At 64.3% G+C, this 21,184-nt stretch carries 16 protein-coding genes and 3 tRNA genes; 11 read left to right on the forward strand and 8 right to left on the reverse strand.

Translation table 11 applies throughout. The annotated features are described in order from the left end of the window. Positions 1–11: 11 nt before the first annotated feature. The 9 genes from XCC_RS08975 to XCC_RS09015 all read left to right on the forward strand — a co-directional run bounded on the left by XCC_RS08975 (position 12) and on the right by XCC_RS09015 (position 13,452). Positions 12–2,552 (forward strand): TonB-dependent receptor, encoded by a 2,541-nt coding sequence (locus tag XCC_RS08975; protein ID WP_011036896.1) that lies wholly within the window; start codon positions 12–14, stop codon positions 2,550–2,552. A gap of 424 nt (positions 2,553–2,976) precedes the next feature. Further along, positions 2,977–4,653 (forward strand): 2-polyprenylphenol 6-hydroxylase, encoded by a 1,677-nt coding sequence (gene ubiB, locus XCC_RS08980; RefSeq protein ID WP_011036897.1) that lies wholly within the window; start codon positions 2,977–2,979, stop codon positions 4,651–4,653. 66 nt (positions 4,654–4,719) lie between these two features. Continuing rightward, positions 4,720–5,361, forward strand: a complete 642-nt coding sequence (gene lexA, locus XCC_RS08985; protein ID WP_011036898.1) for a transcriptional repressor LexA — start codon at positions 4,720–4,722, stop codon at positions 5,359–5,361. A gap of 172 nt (positions 5,362–5,533) precedes the next feature. Beyond that, the gene (gene recA, locus XCC_RS08990) at positions 5,534–6,565 is read left to right on the forward strand and encodes a recombinase RecA (protein ID WP_011036899.1); all 1,032 of its coding nucleotides are present in this window, start codon (positions 5,534–5,536) and stop codon (positions 6,563–6,565) included. Between the two features lie 115 nt (positions 6,566–6,680). Continuing rightward, entirely contained in the window at positions 6,681–7,169 is a 489-nt protein-coding gene (gene recX / locus XCC_RS08995) for a recombination regulator RecX (RefSeq protein WP_011036900.1), read from the forward strand. Positions 7,170–7,270: 101 nt separating this feature from the next. Beyond that, complete coding sequence (gene alaS / locus XCC_RS09000; protein WP_011036901.1) at positions 7,271–9,919, forward strand: alanine--tRNA ligase; 2,649 nt, start codon at positions 7,271–7,273, stop codon at positions 9,917–9,919. Between the two features lie 141 nt (positions 9,920–10,060). Continuing rightward, on the forward strand, positions 10,061–10,273 hold the full coding sequence (gene csrA / locus XCC_RS09005) for a carbon storage regulator CsrA (protein ID WP_011036902.1): 213 nt from the start codon (positions 10,061–10,063) through the stop codon (positions 10,271–10,273). A gap of 85 nt (positions 10,274–10,358) precedes the next feature. Further along, positions 10,359–10,451, forward strand: a tRNA-Ser gene (locus tag XCC_RS09010). 1,036 nt (positions 10,452–11,487) lie between these two features. Continuing rightward, positions 11,488–13,452: a methyl-accepting chemotaxis protein gene (locus XCC_RS09015; RefSeq protein WP_011036903.1), complete on the forward strand. Its 1,965-nt coding sequence runs from the start codon at positions 11,488–11,490 to the stop codon at positions 13,450–13,452. 690 nt (positions 13,453–14,142) lie between these two features. Here the strand turns inward: XCC_RS09015 and XCC_RS09020 are convergent. After that, a complete protein-coding gene (locus XCC_RS09020) occupies positions 14,143–14,844 on the reverse strand; it encodes a pirin family protein (protein WP_011036904.1) in 702 nt (233 codons plus the stop codon). Further along, entirely contained in the window at positions 14,838–15,038 is a 201-nt protein-coding gene (locus XCC_RS09025; protein ID WP_011036905.1) for a hypothetical protein, read from the reverse strand. Before XCC_RS09025 ends, XCC_RS09020 begins: the two co-directional genes overlap by 7 nt. A gap of 137 nt (positions 15,039–15,175) precedes the next feature. On the opposite strand from XCC_RS09025, the gene XCC_RS09030 reads away from it, so the two are divergent. Beyond that, the gene (locus tag XCC_RS09030) at positions 15,176–16,120 is read left to right on the forward strand and encodes a LysR substrate-binding domain-containing protein (RefSeq protein WP_011036906.1); all 945 of its coding nucleotides are present in this window, start codon (positions 15,176–15,178) and stop codon (positions 16,118–16,120) included. 44 nt (positions 16,121–16,164) lie between these two features. Continuing rightward, positions 16,165–17,157 carry a DedA family protein/thiosulfate sulfurtransferase GlpE gene (locus XCC_RS09035; protein WP_011036907.1) on the forward strand — a complete coding sequence of 331 codons (993 nt, stop codon included), beginning with the start codon at positions 16,165–16,167 and terminating at the stop codon, positions 17,155–17,157. A 65-nt stretch (positions 17,158–17,222) separates the two neighbouring features. Here XCC_RS09035 and XCC_RS09040 read toward each other — a convergent pair. From XCC_RS09040 to XCC_RS09065, 6 genes are all read right to left on the reverse strand, one after another. Further along, positions 17,223–17,299: transfer RNA gene (locus tag XCC_RS09040), tRNA-Arg, on the reverse strand. Between the two features lie 96 nt (positions 17,300–17,395). After that, positions 17,396–17,472: transfer RNA gene (locus XCC_RS09045), tRNA-Arg, on the reverse strand. Positions 17,473–17,540: 68 nt separating this feature from the next. Next, positions 17,541–18,392, reverse strand: a complete 852-nt coding sequence (locus XCC_RS09050; RefSeq protein WP_011036908.1) for an alpha/beta hydrolase family protein — start codon at positions 18,390–18,392, stop codon at positions 17,541–17,543. Next, complete coding sequence (gene thiD / locus XCC_RS09055; protein ID WP_029217200.1) at positions 18,383–19,198, reverse strand: bifunctional hydroxymethylpyrimidine kinase/phosphomethylpyrimidine kinase; 816 nt, start codon at positions 19,196–19,198, stop codon at positions 18,383–18,385. The genes XCC_RS09050 and thiD overlap by 10 nt, the downstream gene beginning before the upstream one ends. Positions 19,199–19,264: 66 nt before the next feature. Further along, the gene (locus XCC_RS09060) at positions 19,265–19,744 is read right to left on the reverse strand and encodes a hypothetical protein (protein WP_011036910.1); all 480 of its coding nucleotides are present in this window, start codon (positions 19,742–19,744) and stop codon (positions 19,265–19,267) included. Then, positions 19,744–21,141: a PhoH family protein gene (locus XCC_RS09065; RefSeq protein ID WP_011036911.1), complete on the reverse strand. Its 1,398-nt coding sequence runs from the start codon at positions 21,139–21,141 to the stop codon at positions 19,744–19,746. Before XCC_RS09065 ends, XCC_RS09060 begins: the two co-directional genes overlap by 1 nt. Between the last annotated feature and the right edge of the window lie 43 nt (positions 21,142–21,184).

Raw genomic sequence — 21,184 nt, forward strand, 5'->3', positions numbered from 1 at the left:
CGGGAAACCCAATGCATATCGATCACCGACGCGGTGGCAGGCTTGCGCTTGCCATCTTCGTAGCGACGCACGCGCCCTGGCTGTACGCACAAGCGCAGAGTGACGCGCCTGCCGAACGCACGGAACCAGCGACCTTGGCCGCCTTGACGGTCACTGCGCAGAAGCGCGAAGAAGCATTGCAGGACGTACCGATCATCGTTTCGGTGCTGCCCGAGCAACTGTTGCTGGACAACGGCGTCCACGACATCAAGGATTTGCAGGTGCTGGTGCCGGGATTGATCGTCACCAGTACCCAGAGCGCTGCGCAAACCACTGCACGTATCCGCGGCATCGGCACGGTGGGCGATAACGCAGGCCTGGAATCTTCGGTGGGCGTGGTGATCGACGGGGTGCCGCGTGCGCGTAACGGTGTGGGGTTCTCGGACCTCGGCGAGCTGGAACGCATCGAGGTGCTGAAGGGTCCTCAGGGCACCGTATTCGGCAAGAACACCTCGGCCGGCGTCATCAATGTGGTGACGCGCCGCCCCAGCTTCACGCGTAGCGCGGAAGCAGAACTGACGGCCGGCAACTACGGAGCGTTCGGTCTGGCTGCGGCATTCAACGATGCAGTGGGAGAAACCAGCGCGCTGCGCGTCTATGCCGCCAAACGCCGCCGCGACGGGTTTGAAAATGTCGTGACTGGTGCCGGCCCGCGCACGGCGACCGACGACGGCGACCAGAATCTGGAGACCGGCCGCATCCAGCTGCTGTGGGAGCCGTCGCATGAACTGGCCATCAATATCGCCGCCGATGCCACCAATCGCAACGAGAACTGCTGTGTCACCGTCACCACCGAGCGTGGGCCGACCGCCGCGATCCTCAACGCGCTGACGCCAGGCGGGCAGGGCACCATCGGGCAGGCGGATCCGTCCCGGCGGCTGGCCTACAGCAATCGCAGCACCGCGCAGGACATTCGCGACCGTGGGGTGTCGGCGCAGGTGGACTGGACCACGCCCTGGCTGGGCGCGCCGGTGCTGACGTCGATCACCGCGTTACGTGACTGGACCTCGGTCAACGGCCTGGATTTCGATTTCAGTGCCGCAGACGTGCTGTACCGCGCACCGCAGCAGGATGAAATGCTCACCGGGTTCAGAACCTTCAGCCAGGAGCTGCGGCTGGCCGGTTCCAGTGAGCAGCTGGACTGGATGGTGGGCGCGTTTTACGCCGATGAAACCGTGCATCGCAACGAGTCGTACCGCTTTGGAACGGCCTACGAGCCGTACCTCTCCACGGCGCTGTTAGGACGCATCAATCCGGCGCTGGCCGCACGTGCGGATGCACCGCGCTTTCTCGCCGATGCCACCGGCCTGCCCACCGGTTCGCTGTTTCGCGGCCAGGGCAGCCAGGACCGCTTCCGCCAGGATGGCCGGAGCGTTGCCGTGTTCACCAACAATACCTGGCATGCCACCGATGCGCTGGATGTGGTGGTGGGGCTGCGCTACACCTACGAACACAAAGCGCTGGCTTCCTCGTTCGAGAACCCGGATGGCAGCCCAGCCTGCGCGAGCTACTTCGCCGCGAACGGGCAGCTGGATCCGGCTGCGGCGCGACGCATTGGTGCGGCGCTGACTGCGCGTGGCGTACCGGCAGCAGCCGTGCCGAGCATCGCTCCGCAAGTGGTGGGCTTTAGCTGCCTGCCGTGGAGCAATGTGGCGCATGACGGCCGCAGGACCCAGCAACAACTGACGGAGCGCGAATGGTCCGGCACTGCCAAGCTGGCGTATCGCTGGAACGACGCGCTGATGACGTATGTGTCGGCGGCGCGCGGCTACAAGGCTGGCGGCTTCAACCTGGACCGCGTGCAATCTGCTGACGGTTTGTCCACGGGCGTGCAAGGCATCGTGCCAGTGGACGACACCGCCTTCCCGGGCGAGTTCGTCGACAGTTACGAGCTTGGCGCCAAAACCACGTGGTTGGGTGGCAACCTGCTACTGAACGCCGCGTTGTTCTACCAGGATTTCAGCGACTTCCAGCTCAATAATTTTCTGGGCACCAGCTTCGTGGTGCGCGCCATTCCCACGGTGATCTCGCAAGGCGTGGACGCGGAAGTGCTGTGGCAGACGGGGTTGCCCGGCCTGATGCTGCAAGGTGGCCTCAGCTATACGGATACCGCCTACGGTCAGGACCGCCTGCCCGATGCGGACCTGGCATTGCTGCCCGGCAGCCGTACGAGTTTTGCGCCGCGCTTGTCTGGCAACCTCGCGCTGAGCTACGAACACGCGATCGGCAGCCAGCTGATCGGTCGTGCCAATCTGGGCGCCAAGTACAGCTCCGATTACAACGTCGGCACCGACCTGGATCCGCAGAAGCTGCAGCCGTCCTACACCATCGTCAACGCGCGATTGGGCATCGGCGCCAGCGATAAACGCTGGCAACTGGAAGCCTGGGCAGAGAACCTTGGTAATGTCACCTATCGGCAGGTGGCCATCGATGCACCGCTGCAGGCCGGCTCGTGGAATGCATTTTTGGGTGCGCCACGCACCTTCGGCATGACGCTGCGCTTGCGCTACTGAGATAGGTGCAGCGCCTGCCTGCACGCGCTTCCGCGCTGCGTGGCCTGGGTAATCCAAGGGCTGGGTGCGGCGTCTGCTTCAGCTGCGCAGGCGACAGATGCGGGCGGATCGGCTACAAACGTATATCGTTCCCGTGTGCGTGACCCATGCGTTTGTCTCCTGCTTTCTCGTTGCGCGCGCTCGTCGCGCCGTCGCTCGCCACGGGCCTGCGGCGTTCCAGTGCGCGCATGCGTGTGCTGCGGCATGCGCCTCGCTTTCAACAGTCTGTGTGGATGGCACTGCGTGCTGATGCGGTGGGCTCCGCGCTGCTGATCGCTCCGCGTACGCGCGCGGCCGCTGCGTTATGGCGAGTCAAAGTGCAGGGCAGTGTCCAGGCATCTGCGTCGCTGCGTTGCGCAATCGCTGCGTCGCAAGGAGCACGCTGATGTGGGAAGCACTTGGCACCGTCCGTGACCTTGGGCGCCTGCAGGAAATCGCATCCGTCCTGATCCGCTATGGCTTCGGCGATGTGGTGCGGCGGATCGGCCTGGCCGACGTGCTGGAGCGTGCGGGCCGGCTGTTGCACTGGACCAATGCCGAAGGCCGTCTGCGCATGTCCGCGGCCACGCGTGTCCGTCGCGCCTTGGAAGAGCTCGGTCCAACCTTCGTCAAGCTTGGGCAGGTGTTGGCCACGCGCGTGGATCTGTTGCCGCCAGACTGGATCGAGGAACTCAGCGAGCTGCAGAACGCCGTGCCGGCGCTGCCGTTCGCACACATCCGCCCGCAACTGGTGGCCGCGCTGGGAATGGAACCGGAGCAGGTCTTCGCGCGGCTGGATGAAGAGCCACTGGCGGCCGCATCGCTGGCGCAGACGCATCGCGCCTGGCTGGCCGACGGCACCGCGGTGGTGCTCAAGATCCGGCGCCCCGGCATCGGCGACACCATCGATGCCGACCTGCGTCTGCTCGCACGGCTGGCCGAAATCGTCGAAACCCGCGCGCCGGATCTGAAGCGCTATCGCCCCGCCGAAGTGGTGCAGCAGTTCACGCTGTCGCTGCGCCGCGAGCTCGATTTCGCCGCCGAGTGCCGCAATGCCGAGCGCATCGCCGCCAACTTCGCCAACGATCCACAGATCCTCATTCCCGCCGTGCATTGGGAATGGACCTGCGAGTCGCTCAACGTGCAGGACTTCGTCGACGGCATTCCCGGGCGCGATCTTGTTGCTGTGGATGCCGCCGGCCTGGACCGCAAGGCGCTGGCACGCACCGGCGCCGGCATCGTGTTGAAGATGGTGCTGCAGGACGGCTGTTTTCATGCCGATCCGCATCCCGGCAATATTTTCTATCTGCGCGACGGGCGCATCGCGGTCATCGACTTCGGCATGGTCGGGCGCATTTCCGAACAGCGCCGCTTCCAGGTCGCGCAACTGTTGCACGGCATGGTGAGCTACGACGCCGAGTCGGTGATCGACGTGTTGCTGGAATGGGCAGGCACCAGCCTGGACATCGACGAGCCGCGCCTGCAACAGGACATCGGCGCCTTCGTCGATGCTTATCGTGGCGTACCGCTCAAGGAGCTGCGTATCGGCGCGATGCTGGGCGATGTCACTGCCATCCTGCGCGATCACGGGCTGACGTTGCCATCGGACCTGGCGCTGATGATCAAGGCCTTCCTCACCCTGGAAGGCATGGGGCGCCAGCTCGACCCGGATTTCGACATGGCTAGCGAAGCGCGCCCCTATCTCGAACGCGTGGTGCTGCAGCGGTATGCGCCCAGTGCGATGCTGCGGCGTGGCCGGCGTACGGTGACCGGGGCGATTGATCTGATCGGCGATCTGCCGCGCGATCTCAAGCGGCTGATCCAGGCCGCGCGACGCGGCAAGCTGCAGCTGCATGTGGAAACGCGAGCCTTGCGCGAATTCGGCGAGCAGGTCGACCGCGCCGCCAACCGCCTCACCATGGGAATCGTCACCGCCGCATTGGTGATTGGCTCGTCGATCGTGATGAACAGCGTTGGCGGCATTGCCAGCCGCTGGCTGCTGGCGCTGGGCGTCAGCGGGTTCATCGGCGCGGCCTTGTGCGGGGTCTGGATCCTGTTCTCGATCTGGCGCAGCCGCCGCTGACGCGGTCCCTGCGGCGGAGCAAGCAATCGCTTGCGCGCACGGTCGTTAGTAGTAATACTACTAACCATGGGCCTGACCGATACCCAGCAAGCAATCCTCGCCCTCATCGCCGAGCGGATCGAGACCGATGGCGTACCGCCCTCGCAGACCGAGATCGCGCGGGCATTCGGCTTCAAGGGCGTGCGCGCCGCGCAATACCATCTGGAGGCGCTGGAGCAGGCCGGCGCCATCCGTCGCGTGCCGGGCCAGGCGCGTGGTATCCGGCTTGCCGGCGCCGCTGCGCACGCCAGGGCCGCCCCTGCAGAGGAGCCGGTTCGCGATGACGTGCTGCGCTTGCCGGTGCTGGGGCGCGTGGCGGCCGGGCTGCCGATCGGTGCCGACATCGGGTCGGACGATTTCGTGGTGCTGGACCGGGTCTTCTTCTCGCCATCGCCGGATTACCTGCTCAAGGTGCAGGGCGATTCGATGCGCGACGAAGGCATCTTCAACGGCGACCTGATCGGCGTGCATCGCACCCGCGACGCCCGCTCGGGGCAGATCGTGGTGGCCCGGATCGACGAAGAGATCACCGTCAAGCTGCTCAAGATCGGCAAGGACCGCATCCGACTGCTGCCGCGCAATCCAGACTACGCGCCGATCGAAGTGCTGCCGGATCAGGATTTCGCCATCGAGGGCCTGTATTGCGGCCTGTTGCGGCCCAACCGTTGAGCACTGCGCCGATGCATGCGCTGGCCGTTTCCCGAGCCGGTAGCGCAGAATTTCCCGCTGCCGCCACCAGGTTGGCCTCCCTAATCTAAGTGTGTCGCAGGCAGTCTCAGTCCGTGCGATACACCGCCGCTACATTAGCCCCATACCGAAATCACTGACGAGGATCACCCAGATGGATGAGAACAAGAAGCGCGCCCTTTCCGCCGCCCTGAGCCAGATCGAAAAGCAATTCGGCAAAGGCTCGGTGATGCGCATGGGCGACCGGGTCATCGAGGCCGTCGAGGTCATCCCGACCGGTTCGCTGATGCTGGACATCGCACTGGGGATCGGCGGCCTGCCGAAGGGCCGCGTGGTCGAGATCTACGGGCCGGAATCCTCGGGCAAGACCACCCTCACACTGCAGGCCATTGCCGAATGCCAGAAGCTGGGCGGCACCGCGGCCTTCATCGACGCCGAGCATGCGCTGGACCCGATCTATGCCGCCAAGCTGGGCGTCAATGTCGATGACCTGCTGCTGTCGCAGCCGGATACCGGTGAGCAGGCGCTGGAAATCGCCGACATGCTGGTGCGTTCGAGCTCGGTGGACATCGTGGTGATCGACTCGGTTGCCGCGCTGACCCCAAAGGCCGAAATCGAAGGCGAGATGGGCGATCAGCTGCCCGGCCTGCAGGCCCGTTTGATGAGCCAGGCGCTGCGCAAGCTCACCGGCAACATCAAGCGCTCCAACACGTTGGTGGTCTTCATCAACCAGCTGCGCATGAAGATCGGCGTGATGATGCCGGGCCAGAGCCCGGAAGTGACCACCGGCGGCAATGCGCTGAAGTTCTACGCCTCGGTCCGCCTGGACATCCGCCGCATCGGTGCGATCAAGAAGGGTGACGAGATCATCGGCAACCAGACCAAGATCAAGGTGGTCAAGAACAAGCTGGCGCCTCCGTTCAAGCAGGTCATCACCGAGATCCTGTACGGCGAAGGCATCAGCCGCGAGGGTGAGCTGATCGATATGGGCGTGGAAGCCAAGCTGGTCGACAAGGCAGGTGCCTGGTACAGCTACGGCGACGAGCGCATCGGCCAGGGCAAGGACAACGCCCGTGGGTATCTGCGCGACAACCCGCAGGTGGCGATCAAGCTCGAAGCCGAGCTGCGCGAGAAGTTCCAGCCCGCCGAGGCGCCGCGTGAAGCCGGCGAGACCGAGAGCGAGTGAGTTTTCCCTATCGCGGGGACGGCGGAGTCAGTGCCGTCGCTCCTCGCGGTAGTTCTATCGAAAGCCAGGAGGGCGGGCGCCACGGACGGCGCATTTACCTTCGGGACACGTCACGATGAGTGAGCAAGCGCCCGCACCGAAGCGGGGACGTCGGTTCAAGGAACAGACGCCGGTCCAACGTGCACTGGGATTACTGGTGCGCCGTGAACATTCCAAAAAAGAGTTGAACCGCAAGTTGCAGGCGCGTGGCATCGAGCCCGAGGCCGCACAGGCCGCCGTTGAGCGGCTCGCAGGCGAGGGCTGGCAGGACGATGTACGCTTTGCAGCCTCGGTGGTCCGTAACCGGGCCAGTTCGGGGTATGGGCCGTTGCACATCCGCGCAGAACTTGGAACCCACGGCCTGGATAGCGACGCGGTCAGTGCAGCGATGGCAACCTTCGAAGGGGACTGGACCGAAAACGCACTCGATCTGATACGTCGTCGTTTCGGCGAGGATGGGCCGGTTGACTTGGCACAGCGGCGCAAGGCTGCCGACCTGCTGGCGCGGCGCGGCTTCGATGGCAACAGCATTCGGCTGGCAACACGCTTCGACCTTGAGGACTGAGGGCGTCAGGCCTGCTACCCTTCGTGGTTTCAGGTTGTTCCGCTCCTCTGCGCCCACATCTCATGGGGTGACCGGGACCACCGCCCGCCCAATGCCAGCCCATGAACGCACCCGCCAAATTCAGCACTTCCCAGATCCGTAGTGACTTCCTCGCGTTCTTCGAGGGGAAGGGCCACACCATCGTGCCATCCGCGCCGCTGGTGCCGGGCAACGATCCAACCTTGCTGTTCACCAATTCCGGCATGGTCCAGTTCAAGGATGTCTTCCTTGGCGCGGAAAAGCGCAGCTACGTGCGTGCCGCGGACGTGCAGCGCTGCCTGCGTGCCGGTGGCAAGCACAACGATCTGGATTCGGTGGGCTACACCGCGCGCCACCACACCTTCTTCGAGATGTTGGGCAACTGGTCGTTCGGTGATTACTTCAAGAAGGACGCCATTGCCTGGGCGTGGGAGCTGCTGACGCAGGTCTGGAAGCTGCCGGCTGATCGCTTGCTGGTCACGGTGTACCACACCGACGAAGAGGCCTTTGAACTCTGGCGCGACATGATCGGCATCCCGGAAAGCCGCATCGTGCGCATCGGCGACAACAAGGGCGCGCCGTATGCCTCGGACAACTTCTGGCAGATGGCCGACACCGGTCCCTGCGGTCCGTGCACCGAAATTTTCTTCGATCATGGCGATCACATCGCCGGCGGCCCACCGGGTTCGCCCGATGAAGACGGCGACCGCTTCATCGAAATCTGGAACCTGGTGTTCATGCAGTTCGATCGCCAGCCAGACGGCACCCTGGTGGCGTTGCCGGCCCCGTGCGTGGATACCGGCATGGGCCTGGAGCGGCTGGCCGCCATCCTGCAGCACGTGCACACCAATTACGAAATCGACGTCTTCCAGGCGCTGATCGGTAAGGCCAGCGCGCTGACCGGCATTGCGGATCTGGAAAACAAGTCGCTGCGGGTGATCGCCGATCACATCCGCGCCTGTTCGTTCCTGATCGTGGATGGCGTGTTGCCATCCAATGAAGGGCGTGGCTATGTGCTGCGCCGGATCATCCGTCGCGCGTTGCGGCATGGCTGGATGCTGGGCGTCCGCCAGCTGTTCTTCAGCAAGATGGTGCCCACGCTGGTCGAGCTGATGGGCGAGGCCTATCCCGAGCTGGTGGTCGCGCAGGAGACCGTGGCGCGTGCGTTGCTGGCCGAAGAAGAACGGTTTGCCGAGACGCTCGACGCTGGCATGAAGATCTTCGATGACGTCGCGTCGCGCTCGCAGGAGATCATTCCGGGCGCGGATGCGTTCCGTCTTTACGACACCTACGGCTTCCCGGTCGATCTCACCGCCGACATCGCACGTGAGCGCGGAATGCGCGTGGACATGGAGGGCTTTGAGTTCGCCATGGAGCGTCAGCGCGAAACCGCGCGCGCGGCAGGCAAATTCGGTGGCGGCGTGGCGCTGCCTGCGGATCTGGTGGCCACCATGGCGCCGACCGTGTTCCTTGGCTACGAAGCCCAGGATGCTGACGCGCTGAAGGTCGTCGCGTTGCTCAAGCAGGGGCGGCCGGTGGACCGTGCCGAGGCCGGTGATGAGGTCATCGTGTTCACCGATCGCACGCCGTTCTACGCCGAATCTGGCGGCCAGGTCGGCGACAGCGGTCAGCTCAGCGGCACGGACGTCAGTATTGAGGTCGCCGACACACAAAAGTTCGCTGGCCAATTCCATGGGCATGTCGGGCGTATCGCGGAGGGCGCACTGAAACTTGGCGACGTGTTGTCCGGTGGTATCGATGTGCAGCGTCGTGGCAAGACCATCCTCAACCACTCGGCCACGCATCTGCTGCATGCCGCGTTGCGCGAGGTGCTGGGGACCCACGTGCAGCAGAAGGGCTCGCTGGTGGCGCCGGATCGCCTGCGCTTTGACTTCTCGCATTTCCAGCCGATCACTGCGGAAGAACTTGCAGTGATCGAGCGCAAGGTCAATGCGGAAGTGCGCACCAACCACAGCGTTGAAGTGCACAACATGGCCATGCAGGAGGCCCTGGACTTCGGTGCGATGGCGCTGTTTGGCGAAAAGTATGGCGAGCGCGTACGCGTGCTCAAGATGGGCGGCTATTCGACCGAACTGTGCGGCGGCACCCATGTCAGCCGCACCGGTGACATCGGCTTGTTCAAGATCACCTCTGAAGGCGGCGTCTCTTCCGGCGTGCGCCGCATCGAAGCGGTGACAGGGCAGGGCGCACTCGACTACGTGGCTGAAGAGGAGCGTCGTCTGGGTGAGGCCGCAAACCTGCTCGGCGGCAACAGCACCGAGATCGTCGACAAGGTGCGGGCGCTGACCGATCGCCAGAAGCGCCTGGAGCGCGAGCTGGAGTCGCTCAAAGCCAAGCTTGCATCCGGCGCGACCGCCGACCTCGGCGCCAGCGCGGTGGACGTGGCAGGCGTCAAGGTGATTGCGGTGCGCCTTGAGGGATTCGACGCCAAGGCGTTGCGCGAGGCCATGGATCGCCTGAAACAACAATTGGGCGACTCGGTGATCGTGCTGGCCGGCGCTGCAGGCGGCAAGGTCGCCCTGGTGGCCGGCGTGAACGGCAGCCCAACTGGCAAGGTGAAGGCAGGGGAACTCCTTGGCCATATCGCCAGTCAGATCGGGGGCAAGGGCGGTGGCCGTCCGGATCTCGCCCAGGGTGGTGGCGAGGACGGGCCCGCCCTTGCGACTGCGCTCCAAGGCGTGCCCTCCTGGGTCAAGCAACACTTGGGCTGAACACTTGTCCTGCCAAGCCTTGCTGGCTGGCAGGATGTCCCGCTACCATTTCTGGTCTTTATCCCCTTTACCTAGGGCGCGTCTCATTCAGGAGGCCGCCGATGCTGGTGGGATACCTGCCAGTTCCAGGAGATTTGCAAAATGTTGATCCTCACTCGCCGAGTAGGCGAAACCCTGATGATCGGCGACTTGGTCACCGTGACCGTGCTCGGCGTCAAGGGAAATCAGGTGCGCATTGGCATTGACGCGCCTAAGGATGTTGCCGTGCATCGCGAAGAAATCTATCAGCGCATCCAGCGCGGTGACGAGCCGGTTGCGTCCGGTGCGCATCACAACGACGATTGTTCGGACTGATTGATTCAAAAGGGTTTACGTTAGCCCCTCTTACCCGGTATTCTTCGCGGCCTGCCACGAGACACCGCGGCAGGATGCAAAAACTGGAGCGATGCCCGAGCGGCTGAAGGGGCTCCCCTGCTAAGGGAGTATAGGGTCAAAAGCTCTATCGAGGGTTCGAATCCCTCTCGCTCCGCCAGTTCAAAAAACACCCGCAAATCCCTGATTTGCGGGTGTTTTCATTTGTGCGTTCGCCAAGTAGAAGATATCGCTCCATCTGCTTCGCACGCTCGGATGCTCCGTGTGGTTGCAGTGGTCAAAGTGATTGTCCAGGCGGACGGCGCTACCCAGCATCACACGTGCAGTGCGATCACTTGCAGGCATGACCCGTCCACTGGCATGCAGGCCCTAAAGCCGCCTCGGCGCTACTTTCAGGTCTATGCAGGCATCTTGGAGTTGCGGATGGCGTGGTGTTGGCTGCTGTTGCCATGCATTGCGGTGCCGGTGTCGAACGGCATCAGCGCGTGCCGGCGTGCAATGCGGCTGTTCGCTGGGCCCTGGGTATGACCACGCATCGCCTGGCCTTGAGCGCAGGGCCGTTCCTTTTGGCTACATCCTGTGCTCGATCAGCTAAACAGCAAACGCAGCATCGTCAGGCGTTGCTTCTGCTGCACTTGCTCGCCGGCTGATATGGCTGAGATGCCTCCAATTGATGATGGTTTCGGTTTCTAGCGAAGGTCGCTCCGGAATTTCGGCACGACAGTCTCTGCCTGCAGATTGAGACTACCGGTGTGGCTGGCATTGATTGGATGCGTTGCGTCGTGGTCGCATCACAGGGTGCCGATGGTGTCTCAACCGCATCCGTGGCACAGCACCGCGTCCGATGATCACGCGATCTATTTCCTTGGCGTCCACGCAACGATAGTGCGATTGCCGCCTGGCGTGGGTGCTTCGTCCTTGGAGCGATTTCATGGCATTGCGAAGAGTAAACTCGCAATGCCAGGGCGGCCTTTGCATGCGCGCAAGCCATGCCGGCCGCCGATGGATAGGAACAACTGATCGATGAGCGCTCGCGAGATAGCGCTACCTAAGCTTCTTCAGTGATGTGGCCGGTCCAGAAGAGCCCGGTTTTCGCCTTAAATCATGCATAAACCTGCCTTCGTGCGCGCTCGGAAACGGTCAAGGATTCGATCGGTGAGCCGCTAAAGATGTGACCCACGCCACGGAACGTTGGAATGCGCTTGCAGCCGCTTGTTGGACGTCTTACCTCTCTTTGGACCCGAGGGCTGCAGCACAAGGCCACCGCGATGGATCGGGTCATGGCCGTCATCGAGTTCGATCTGGAGGGCCGCATCCTGGATGCGAACCACAACTTCCTCGCTTTGATGGGCTATCGGCTGGAAGATGTGGTCGGCAAGCATCACCGCATGTTCGTGCACCCGAGCGAGCGCGAGAGCGATGGGTACCGGCAGTTCTGGGACACGCTGCGGCGCGGCGACTTCCATGCAGGGCGCTATTGCCGCCTGGGTAATGGTGAGCGCGAGGTGTGGATCAACGCCTCCTATAACCCGCTGCTGGATCGCTCCGGTAAGCCGTATCGCGTGGTGAAGTACGCCACCGACATCACCGCGCAGGTGCGCCAGACCGCCGATTTCGAAGGCCGCATCGACGCGATCGACAAGGTGATGGCGGTGATCGAGTTTTCGCTGGATGGCACGGTGCTCGATGCCAATGCCAATTTTCTTGAGGTCATGGGCTACCGGCTGGACGAAATCCGTGGCCAGCACCACCGTCTGTTTGTCGAACCGGCGCAGCGGCAGTCGGCCGAATACCGCGTGTTCTGGGAAAAGCTCGGGCGTGGCGAATTCGATGCCGGGCGCTACAAACGCGTGGGCAGGGACGGGCGCGAGGTCTGGATCCAGGCCTCCTACAACCCGGTGCTGGACGAGCGTGGGCGCCCTTACAAGGTCATCAAGTACGCCACCGACATCACGCGTCAGGTGGTGGAATCCGCCGATGCGGACGGCCGGATCCAGGCGATCGCCAAGGTGATGGGGGTGATTGAGTTCGACCTGGATGGCCGGGTGCTGAGTGCCAATGACAACTTTCTGGCGATCCTTGGTTACCGCGCCGACGAGGCGATCGGCAAGCATCACAGCGTGTTCGTCGATGCTGCCTACAGCGCCTCGGAAGACTACCGTCAGTTCTGGGCCACGCTGGCGCGCGGGCAGTTCGATGCGGGCCGGTATCGGCGCCTGCGCAAGGACGGCAGCACGGCCTGGATCCAGGCCTCCTACAACCCGATCCTGGATGTGTCCGGGCGCCCATACAAAGTGGTGAAGTACGCCACCGACGTCACCGACCAGGTGCGCTCGGCCGAGCGCATGCGCGATCTGGTGCGGCAAACCATGGGCATTGCGCAGAACGTACAGCGCGAGGCGCACCATATTTCGGCAAGCAACCAGGAATTGGTGAGCCGTGCGGCCAGCCAGTCCGATGCCGTGCAGCAGACCTCCACCAGCATCGAGCAGCTGGCCGAGACGGTGCGCGCCAATTCGGAAAACGCCGGCGCTGCGCAACACATGGCCGAAGAGTCAGCCACTGTGGCGCGCAAGGGCGCGCACGTCATTGCCGAGGTCGTGCAGACCACTTCCAGCATTCGCAAGGCGACCGACCGTATCGGCCAGATCATCGAGGTGATCGACGGCATTGCCTTTCAGACCAACATCCTGGCGCTCAACGCAGCGGTGGAAGCGGCGCGTGCAGGCGAGCAGGGCAGGGGCTTTGCCGTGGTGGCGACCGAGGTGCGCAGCCTGGCGCAGCGCTGCAGCGTGTCTGCGCGCGAAATTCGCTCACTGATCGAAGACGCCACCAATCAGGTGGGCGATGGCTCACGCCTGGCCGAGCAGGCCGGCAAGGTGATGCAGGACATGGTCACCTCGGTGTTGAAGGTGACCGCGACCGTGGAGCAGATCGCCGCAGCCAGCCAGGTGCAGGCGCAGGACATTTCCACTGCCAATCAGGCGCTGCAGTCGATCGGTGTACAGGCGCGTGATCAGGCGCAGATGGTCGATGATCTGGCGCGCTCTGCGCGTGTGCTGGAGGCCGATGCGGACGCATTATTCGCGCTGGTCAATGGCGACGAGGTCGGTCAGCCGCAGGACGCACCCGCGGTGGAGGTGTTGGCACGGCGTGCGTGATGCATGTGGCTAGCATTCTTTGCGGGCGCTGACTGTTTCGCTTGCACGTGGGTTGGAGTCCGGTTGGTTGGATAAAGCGCGTGTGCTGGAGCAGTGGCAGGCATGCTCGTTCTGCTGATCGACCGGTATGCTCAGTGCGTGGCTAGCGAGTGATGCAACGCGCCGTGTGTGCAGCGCCGCTGGAGTGCTCCGCGTTGGTCGCCGTGTGGCGCGTGTGGTGCGATTTGTCCGTAGTGCGGTGGACCCGGAAGCGCCCACGTTGCAGAGCATGCCTGTGCGAAATGCACGCTTGTACGTCCTGCGGTTTGTGATGTGCCGAGCAGAGTGCTTCTCGAATCGTCGTGCGTTGATTCGGATTGCTTGCATCGCATCAAATCGCGGCGCGTTCATTGCGTTTGGCCCGTGTCGTCGCGTGGCTGACTACTGCAAGAAGCGCAGCCCCTATGGTTCTACTGCCGTTATCGCCGCCAGGCAGCCGAGGCTGCAGCGCAGAGGTGCGGCTACACCCTTGGCATGACACGGTGCCTACGCCACCTGTCATTCAATCAAGCAGGCATGTTCTAACGCCTGCTGCAGTCGAGGCAGCCGATGCCACAACAAAAACCCGCCAGTCGGCGGGTTTTTGCATTACTGGTGCGCAGTCGCAGCGCTCGTGACTCCGATGCATGAAGGCGACGCACTGCCAACCACTCACTGCGGCAGGTCGAACACCAACACTTCGGCATCACGGGCATCGGCCAGCACGATCTCCGGCTCGCCCGTCACCTGCAAGGCATCACCGGCCGACAGCACCTGGCCGTTGACGGTCAGGCTACCGCGCGCCACCTGCACATAGCCGAGGCGGCCCTGAGCCAGCGGGTGCTGCAGGCGACCGTCGCCGTCCAGGATGGTGGCGTACAGGCGCGCATCCTGGTGCAGCTTCAGCGAGCCACCGTCGCCGTTGGGCGAGGCGATCAGGCGCAAGGTGTTGCGCTTGCTGTCGGCGTCGAAATGCTTTTCCTCGTAGCTGGGCTCGATGCCGTTGCGCTCGGGCATCACCCAGATCTGCAGGAAGTGCACCGGGTCGCTGGCCGAGTGGTTGAACTCGCTGTGGGTCACGCCGCTGCCGGCGCTCATGCGCTGCACATCTCCGTAATGCAGGACCGAGCTGGTGCCCATGCTGTCCTTGTGCTCCAGTGCGCCGTCCAGCACGTAGGAAATGATCTCCATGTCGCGGTGGGCATGCGTACCGAAACCTTCGCCCGCCTTTACCTTGTCTTCGTTGATCACGCGCAGCGGGCCGATGCCCATGTGGCGCGGATCGTGGTAGCTGGCGAAGGAGAAGGTATGACGCGAGGACAGCCAGCCGTGCTCGGCGCGGCCACGGGTTTCGCTCTTGCGGACAGTCAACATGGTGCTTCTCCTTGGAAAGATTCGAATGAGGCGGAAGGTGCGTTCGCCTTTACCTTGTCTTCGTTGATCACGCGCAGCGGGCCGATGCCCATGTGGCGCGGATCGTGGTAGCTGGCGAAGGAGAAGGTATGACGCGAGGAGAGCCAGCCGTGCTCGGCGCGGCCACGGGTTTCGCTCTTGCGGACAGTCAACATGGTGCTTCTCCTTGGAAAGATTCGAATGAGGCGGAAGGTGCGTTTTGCTTGCCCGTCCCGTTGATGCGTAGTGTGGAGAGATGCCCCGGGTAAAAAAAGCGAGTAGATTTGACTGCTATCATCGAAAAAATCGAACAATGAAAATCAGCCTGGATGCGTTGCAAATCCTGGACGCGATCGACCGCCGTGGCTCTTTCACTGCCGCGGCGAAGGTGTTGTTCAAGGTGCCGTCGACGATCTCCTACACGGTCGCCAAGCTGGAGGAGGACCTGGGCGTTCAGTTGTTCGAGCGCGTTGGCCCCAAGGCCACGCCAACGCAGGCCGGCCGCGAGCTGTTGCGTGAGGGGCGGCAATTGCTGCGCGCGGCGCAGGAGCTGGAAGTGCGGGTGCGGCGGGTCGCCTCCGGCTGGGAGTCGGAGTTCGCCATTGGTCTGGACGCGGTGCTGCCGGCGTCATTGCTGCTGCCGCAATTGCTGGACTTCTATCGCATCGCTGACAGCACCCGGTTGCGCGTGGTGAGCGAGTCGCTCTCCGGTAGCTGGGAGGCGCTGCTGGATCGACGTGTGGATCTGGTGGTTGCTGCTGGCGAGGGGCCGAGCGGTGGCGGTTATGTCGCCGAGCCGATCGGCTCGCTGCGGTTCGTGTTCGCAGTGGCCGCCACGCACCCGCTGGTGGACGCCGGAGTGCTGGGCGTGGCGGAGCTGGCCGAGCATCGCGCGATCGCGGCAGCGGACTCCGCACGCCGGCTGCTGCCACGCACGGTGGGGCTGCTGTCCGGCCGCGACGTGCTTACCGTGCCGGACATGCAGACCAAGTTGCAGCTGCAGCTGGCTGGGGCCGGCTATGGCTTCCTGCCCGAGCCGTACGCGCGCGGCGCATTGCAGGCCGGCGCCCTGCGCGCGCTTGCGGTGGAAACGCACAAGCCGGACGAGACGTTCTACCTGGCGTGGCGTCCGGGCGAGGAGGGCGAGGCGCTAAGTTGGTGGCGGCAGGCGCTGCGCAGCGAGGGGTTATTTGCGCGCTGGCTGGAGCAGCTGGCCGAAACGTATCGTTCCGTCCCCACCGGGCAGCCGGTAGCGTAGCGATAGGCGGATAATGGCCGCTCGCCGTCGCGCCAGGGTGCCGCATGCAAGGCTTGATCGAACAGTACGGATTGGCGCTGGTGTTCGCCAACGTGCTGGCGTTGTCGCTCGGTCTGCCGGTGCCGGCCATGCCGACCCTGGTGCTGGTGGGCGCCGGCTATGCCTTGCATGGCGGCAGCGCCGCGTGGAGTGCCGCGCTGGCAGCACTGGCTGTTTCGGTATTCGCCAGCGTGCTGGGCGATCTGGTCTGGTATCTGGCCGGGCGCCGTTTCGGCAATCGCACCTTGCAGTCGCTGTGCCGGCTGTCGCTGTCGCGCGATACCTGCATGAAGAAGACCGAGCGTTTCTTCGGGCGCTGGGGCGTACGCGTGCTGGCGGTGGCCAAGTTCGTGCCTGGCCTGTCGATGGTATCGGTGCCGATGGCGGGCGCGATGCAGGTGCGGCCAGGAGCATTCCTGCGCTACGACGCGTTTGGCGCGTTGCTGTGGGCAGCGGTGGGGCTTGGGTTGGGCGCGCTGTTCGCCGATCAGGTGCAGGACGTGCTGCACTTTCTCTCCACGCTGGGCTCGGGCGCCGTGCTGGTGGTGGCGTTGCTGTTGGCCGGTTATGTCGGCTGGCGCTGGTGGCGCCGCCATACGCTGCTGCGCTCGCTGGAGACCGCGCGCATTGCGGTCGAAGAACTGGTGCCGATGCTCGCCGCCGACGAAGCGATGCGGCCGGCGGTGCTGGATATCCGCGCGCAGGGCTTTCGCGATCTGCAGCCGTACACGATTCCCGGTGCGGTGTTTGCCGATGAGCGCGAGCTGGCGCAGATTCTGGCAACGGTGCCGCGCGATCGCAGCGTGGTGATCTATTGCGCCTGCCCGGATGAAGTGTCCGCCGCCTGGTTGGCTGGGCGCTTGCGCGAGCGCGGGTATCGCGATGTGCGTCCGCTACTGGGTGGGCTGGATGCCTGGCGCGATGCGGGGCATCCGGTGGTGTCACTGGTGCCATTGGCCACGCTTGCGCCGACCGGCGAAGCGGGCGCACTGGCCTGACGCACGGTCCGCTGGATCTGATGGGCAAAAAAAAACGACCAGCAAGCTGGTCGTTTTTCCAAGAATGGTGCGCCCGGAGAGATTCGAACTCCCGACCGCCTGGTTCGTAGCCAGGTACTCTATCCAACTGAGCTACGGGCGCATGTCTTGTTTGAGTGGTGCAGATCCGCCGCAATGCGATCGAACCTTTGTAACTAAAAAGACAGCGGTTGAAGGCTGTCTTATGTTGTTCTGAAGATGGTGCGCCCGGAGAGATTCGAACTCCCGACCGCCTGGTTCGTAGCCAGGTACTCTATCCAACTGAGCTACGGGCGCCTCGTCAGGAGCGGAATTATGCGGATGCCTGACGCGTGCGTCAATCCCTTTGTGACGATCCCGTGGCGCTATCGATCGTGCAGCGACGTGCGTAACGCAGCGGCGACCGCGATGGGTGCGCGCATCCACGCGAAATGGTCGCTGCGCATGCCCAGCGCTGCGTCGTCGAGCAGGCGCAGCGTCGTGGGCGCCTGCGGCATCTTGGCGCAAAGCGCGTGCAGCGCTGTAGCGGGGCCGAAGCGGTCGCGTGCGAACACCACACCGTCGACCGGGCAGGTGACACTGGCCAGTGCCTGCTCCAGATCCCACGGTGCGCCCGCAGCGCGGTAGCGATTGCTGCGGCCGACGCGCGCCCAGTCGGCGATCAGGCTGCGCGCTTCGGTCCCCGCAAAGCCGAGCCGCCGCCCGTGCAGCACGCCTTGCACACGTGCCAGCCATGGCAGGAACCGGTACGCCAACGGCAGCCCATAACGCAGCGGTGACGGAAAGTTGCGCCAGTACGGCGAGCCGCTGGCGACCAGCCACAGGCGCGCCGCATTGCCCGGATGCAACGCGGCATGGCAGCAGGCCAGTTGCCCACCCAGGCTGTGGCCGCCCAGCAGCCGCGGCAGCGGCGGTGACTGCGCAGCGACAATGGCCTGGCTGGCCGGCAGATCATGTTCAAGCAGGGTGCGAAACCCCCAATCGTGGTGACGCGATGCACGCAAGGTGCTGCTGCCGTTGCCACGCCATTCGTGCACGAAGACCGCAATGCCGCGCTCGGCCAATGCCTGCGCGAATGGCGCGTAGTGCCGGGCCGCCACGCCCAATGCAGGTAACCACAACAGGCTGGCGATCGGCTGCGCAGGCGCGTAGTGCAGCAGCTGCCAGCCGTGCCCATCCGCCGCGATGGCCGTGTGTGCGGCGTTGATCAATCCCATGCGTGCGGCGCGGCACCAAAGTGATCCAGCACCACCACATCGCTCTGGCCCGGACGCTGGCCATTGGCAATTGCACGGGCCACATAATCGATCGCGGCCTCGCAGGCGTTGAGCAACGACAGGCCCTGACACAACTGCGCGGCAATGGCGGCAGAGAGGGTGCAGCCGGTGCCGTGTGTGTCCAGTTCCAGGCGCGGATGCATGAAGATCTCCTGCGCAACGCCGTCGTCGAACCGATCGATCACGCGCGTGCCTTCGCGCAAATGCCCGCCCTTGAGCAACACGGCGTTGGCGCCCAGCTCCAGCAAGGCGGCGGTTGCATGGTCGGCGGCATCGGGGGTGTCGATACGGCGGCCGGTGAGTAATTCGGCCTCGGGCGTATTGGGCGTGATCAAGTTCGCCAGCGGCAACAGGCGAGTGCGCAGTGCGTCCAACGCGGCGTCTTCGAGCAAACGCGCACCGCTGGTGGCCACCATCACCGGGTCGAGCACCACGAATGGCGGGCGGTACTGTTCGAGCAGGTCGGCCACGCAGTGGATGACCTCGGCGTTGGCCAGCATGCCGAGCTTGACCGCCTGGATCTGGAAATCGGCAAAGCAGGCATCGACCTGGGCGCGCAGGAATGCCAGGGGCGGCACGTGCACGGCGGTGACACCACGGGTGTGTTGCGCGGTCAGCGCGGTAATGGCGGACAAGCCGTGCACGCGATGCGCGGCGAAGGTCTTCAGATCGGCCTGGATGCCGGCACCACCGCCGGAATCCGAACCGGCGATGGTCAATGCGGACAGCGTGCTGGGCGTGGTCATGCGGCGATTCTGCACTGCCGCGGCGCGACTGTGCAGACTCCCTTCAACGCCTTGGATCGTGGTCGATCAGGCGCCGCCGTTGATGGCGATTTCCGAGAACGCGCCAGTTTGCGGGTCGTACAACGCGCCCCAGAAGGCAGCCCCGCCATCACAGGCACCCACTGCGGTCGTGGCCGGTTTCAGCGAGGGGCCATCGGGCAGCTTGAACGCATTGATGTAGATCAGCTCACGCCCATCGACCACCACGCCCACGTATTGGCGGTCGAAGTCGCGCGGCTCGGCGATGGTGGGGGTGAGTGCGTCCTGGCGCGATTCCAGCAGTTCGATCTGCTGATGGGTCGGCGCCCAGTAGCCGGTGATCCTGCCCGGTTGGCGTGCCGGGCTGTCGCGCGAGCAGGTGTCCAGCACCTGATCGGCGATGGTCTGCCGTGTGATCACCCACGACTGGCCGCTTTTCAGGTTGGTCGGCACGCTGGCCGGCTGGGTGGTTGCGCAGCCAGCCAGGGTGAGCAACGTCAGCGCCGCAGCGCTGCGCAGCGTGGGCATCACAGCACCTCCGAAGCGAAGTCGGCCAGCCGCGAACGCTCGCCGCGACGCAGCGTGATGTGCGCGCTGTGCGGCCAGGCCTTGAAGCGATCCACCGCATAGGTCAGGCCGGACGTGGTCTCGGTGAGGTAGGGCGTGTCGATCTGCTCCACGTTGCCCAGGCACACGATCTTGGTGCCGGGGCCGGCACGGGTGATCAGCGTCTTCATCTGCTTGGGCGTGAGGTTTTGCGCTTCATCCAGGATCAGATAACGCGACAGGAAGGTGCGCCCGCGCATGAAGTTCATCGAGCGGATCTTGATGCGGCTGGCGAGCAGGTCGTTGGTGGCCGCGCGGCCCCATGAGCCACCGTCCTGGTTGTGGGTGAGCACTTCCAGATTGTCGGTGAGCGCGCCCATCCACGGGGTCATCTTTTCTTCTTCGGTGCCGGGCAGGAAGCCGATGTCTTCGCCCACGCTCACCGTCGCGCGGGTCATGATGATTTCGCGGTAACGCTGCTGGTCCATCGTCTGCGCCAGGCCCGCGGCCAGCGCGAGCAGCGTCTTGCCGGTGCCGGCGGTGCCGAGCAGGGTGACGAAATCGATCTCCGGGTCCATCAGCGCATTGAGCGCGAAGTTCTGCTCGCGGTTGCGCGCGGCAATGCCCCAGACCGCGTGCTGGGTATGGCGGAAGTCATCCACCAGGCACAGCGTGGCCTTGCCGCCGCCGACCTTGGCCACGCGCAGTTCCACTTCGTCTTCGCCCGGCAGATACAGGTACTGATTGGGATACCAGTCTTCGTCGTCGGCCAGCACGATCTCGTAATGGGTGCGTCCGCGCTCGTTCCAGCTGCGCAGGTCTTCGTTGTGTTTTTGCCAGAAGTCTTCCGGCAGCTCGATCGCGCCGGTGAACAGCAGGCTGAAATCGTCCAGCGCGCGATCGTTCTGGTAGTCCTCGGCGACCAGGCCGCTGATGTAGGCCTTGATGCGCAGGTTGATGTCCTTGGACACCAGGATCACCGGCACATCGGGGTTCTCTTCGCGCAGCGCCAGCACCGAGGCGAGGATCTTGTTGTCCGGCAGCATTGCGCCGAAGGTGCGGCCCGGCTCGATCGGGTGGATCTGGAAATACAGCCGCCCGATCGCGGCCTGGCCCTTGAGCTGGATGCCCTGCGGATGACTCAGCAGGATGCCGGCCTGGATCTGCTCGGCGTTGGTGTTTTCCAGCAATTCGTCCAGGAAGCGGCTGACCTGGCGCGCGTTGCGGCTGACTTCGGAGGTGCCCTTCTTGGCGTTGTCGAGTTCTTCGATCACCTGCATCGGCAGGAAGACATCGTGTTCTTCGAATTTGAACAGCGCGGTGGGATCGTGCATCAGCACGTTGGTGTCCAGCACGTAGATGCGCTTGCCTCGGGTCATTGGGTCTTCCAAGTGATGGAGCAGGGGCGAGCCATCGCGCCTG

The sequence above is a fragment of the Xanthomonas campestris pv. campestris str. ATCC 33913 genome, from assembly GCF_000007145.1.
In the GTDB taxonomy this organism is placed as follows: domain Bacteria; phylum Pseudomonadota; class Gammaproteobacteria; order Xanthomonadales; family Xanthomonadaceae; genus Xanthomonas; species Xanthomonas campestris.

Bases quoted from the DNA above. Each gene is read 5' to 3' on its own strand.
- alaS (WP_011036901.1), top strand. From the start codon at position 7,271: ATGAACGCACCCGCCAAATTCAGCACTTCCCAGATCCGTAGTGACTTC.
- csrA (WP_011036902.1), top strand. From the start codon at position 10,061: ATGTTGATCCTCACTCGCCGAGTAGGCGAAACCCTGATGATCGGCGAC.
- XCC_RS09030 (WP_011036906.1), top strand. From the start codon at position 15,176: ATGAAAATCAGCCTGGATGCGTTGCAAATCCTGGACGCGATCGACCGC.
- lexA (WP_011036898.1), top strand. From the start codon at position 4,720: ATGGGCCTGACCGATACCCAGCAAGCAATCCTCGCCCTCATCGCCGAG.
- ubiB (WP_011036897.1), top strand. From the start codon at position 2,977: ATGTGGGAAGCACTTGGCACCGTCCGTGACCTTGGGCGCCTGCAGGAA.
- XCC_RS09035 (WP_011036907.1), top strand. From the start codon at position 16,165: ATGCAAGGCTTGATCGAACAGTACGGATTGGCGCTGGTGTTCGCCAAC.
- recX (WP_011036900.1), top strand. From the start codon at position 6,681: ATGAGTGAGCAAGCGCCCGCACCGAAGCGGGGACGTCGGTTCAAGGAA.
- recA (WP_011036899.1), top strand. From the start codon at position 5,534: ATGGATGAGAACAAGAAGCGCGCCCTTTCCGCCGCCCTGAGCCAGATC.
- XCC_RS09020 (WP_011036904.1), bottom strand. From the start codon at position 14,844: ATGTTGACTGTCCGCAAGAGCGAAACCCGTGGCCGCGCCGAGCACGGC.
- XCC_RS08975 (WP_011036896.1), top strand. From the start codon at position 12: ATGCATATCGATCACCGACGCGGTGGCAGGCTTGCGCTTGCCATCTTC.
- thiD (WP_029217200.1), bottom strand. From the start codon at position 19,198: ATGACCACGCCCAGCACGCTGTCCGCATTGACCATCGCCGGTTCGGAT.
- XCC_RS09015 (WP_011036903.1), top strand. From the start codon at position 11,488: ATGCGCTTGCAGCCGCTTGTTGGACGTCTTACCTCTCTTTGGACCCGA.
- XCC_RS09065 (WP_011036911.1), bottom strand. From the start codon at position 21,141: ATGACCCGAGGCAAGCGCATCTACGTGCTGGACACCAACGTGCTGATG.
- XCC_RS09060 (WP_011036910.1), bottom strand. From the start codon at position 19,744: ATGCCCACGCTGCGCAGCGCTGCGGCGCTGACGTTGCTCACCCTGGCT.
- XCC_RS09050 (WP_011036908.1), bottom strand. From the start codon at position 18,392: ATGGGATTGATCAACGCCGCACACACGGCCATCGCGGCGGATGGGCAC.
- XCC_RS09025 (WP_011036905.1), bottom strand. From the start codon at position 15,038: ATGTTGACTGTCCGCAAGAGCGAAACCCGTGGCCGCGCCGAGCACGGC.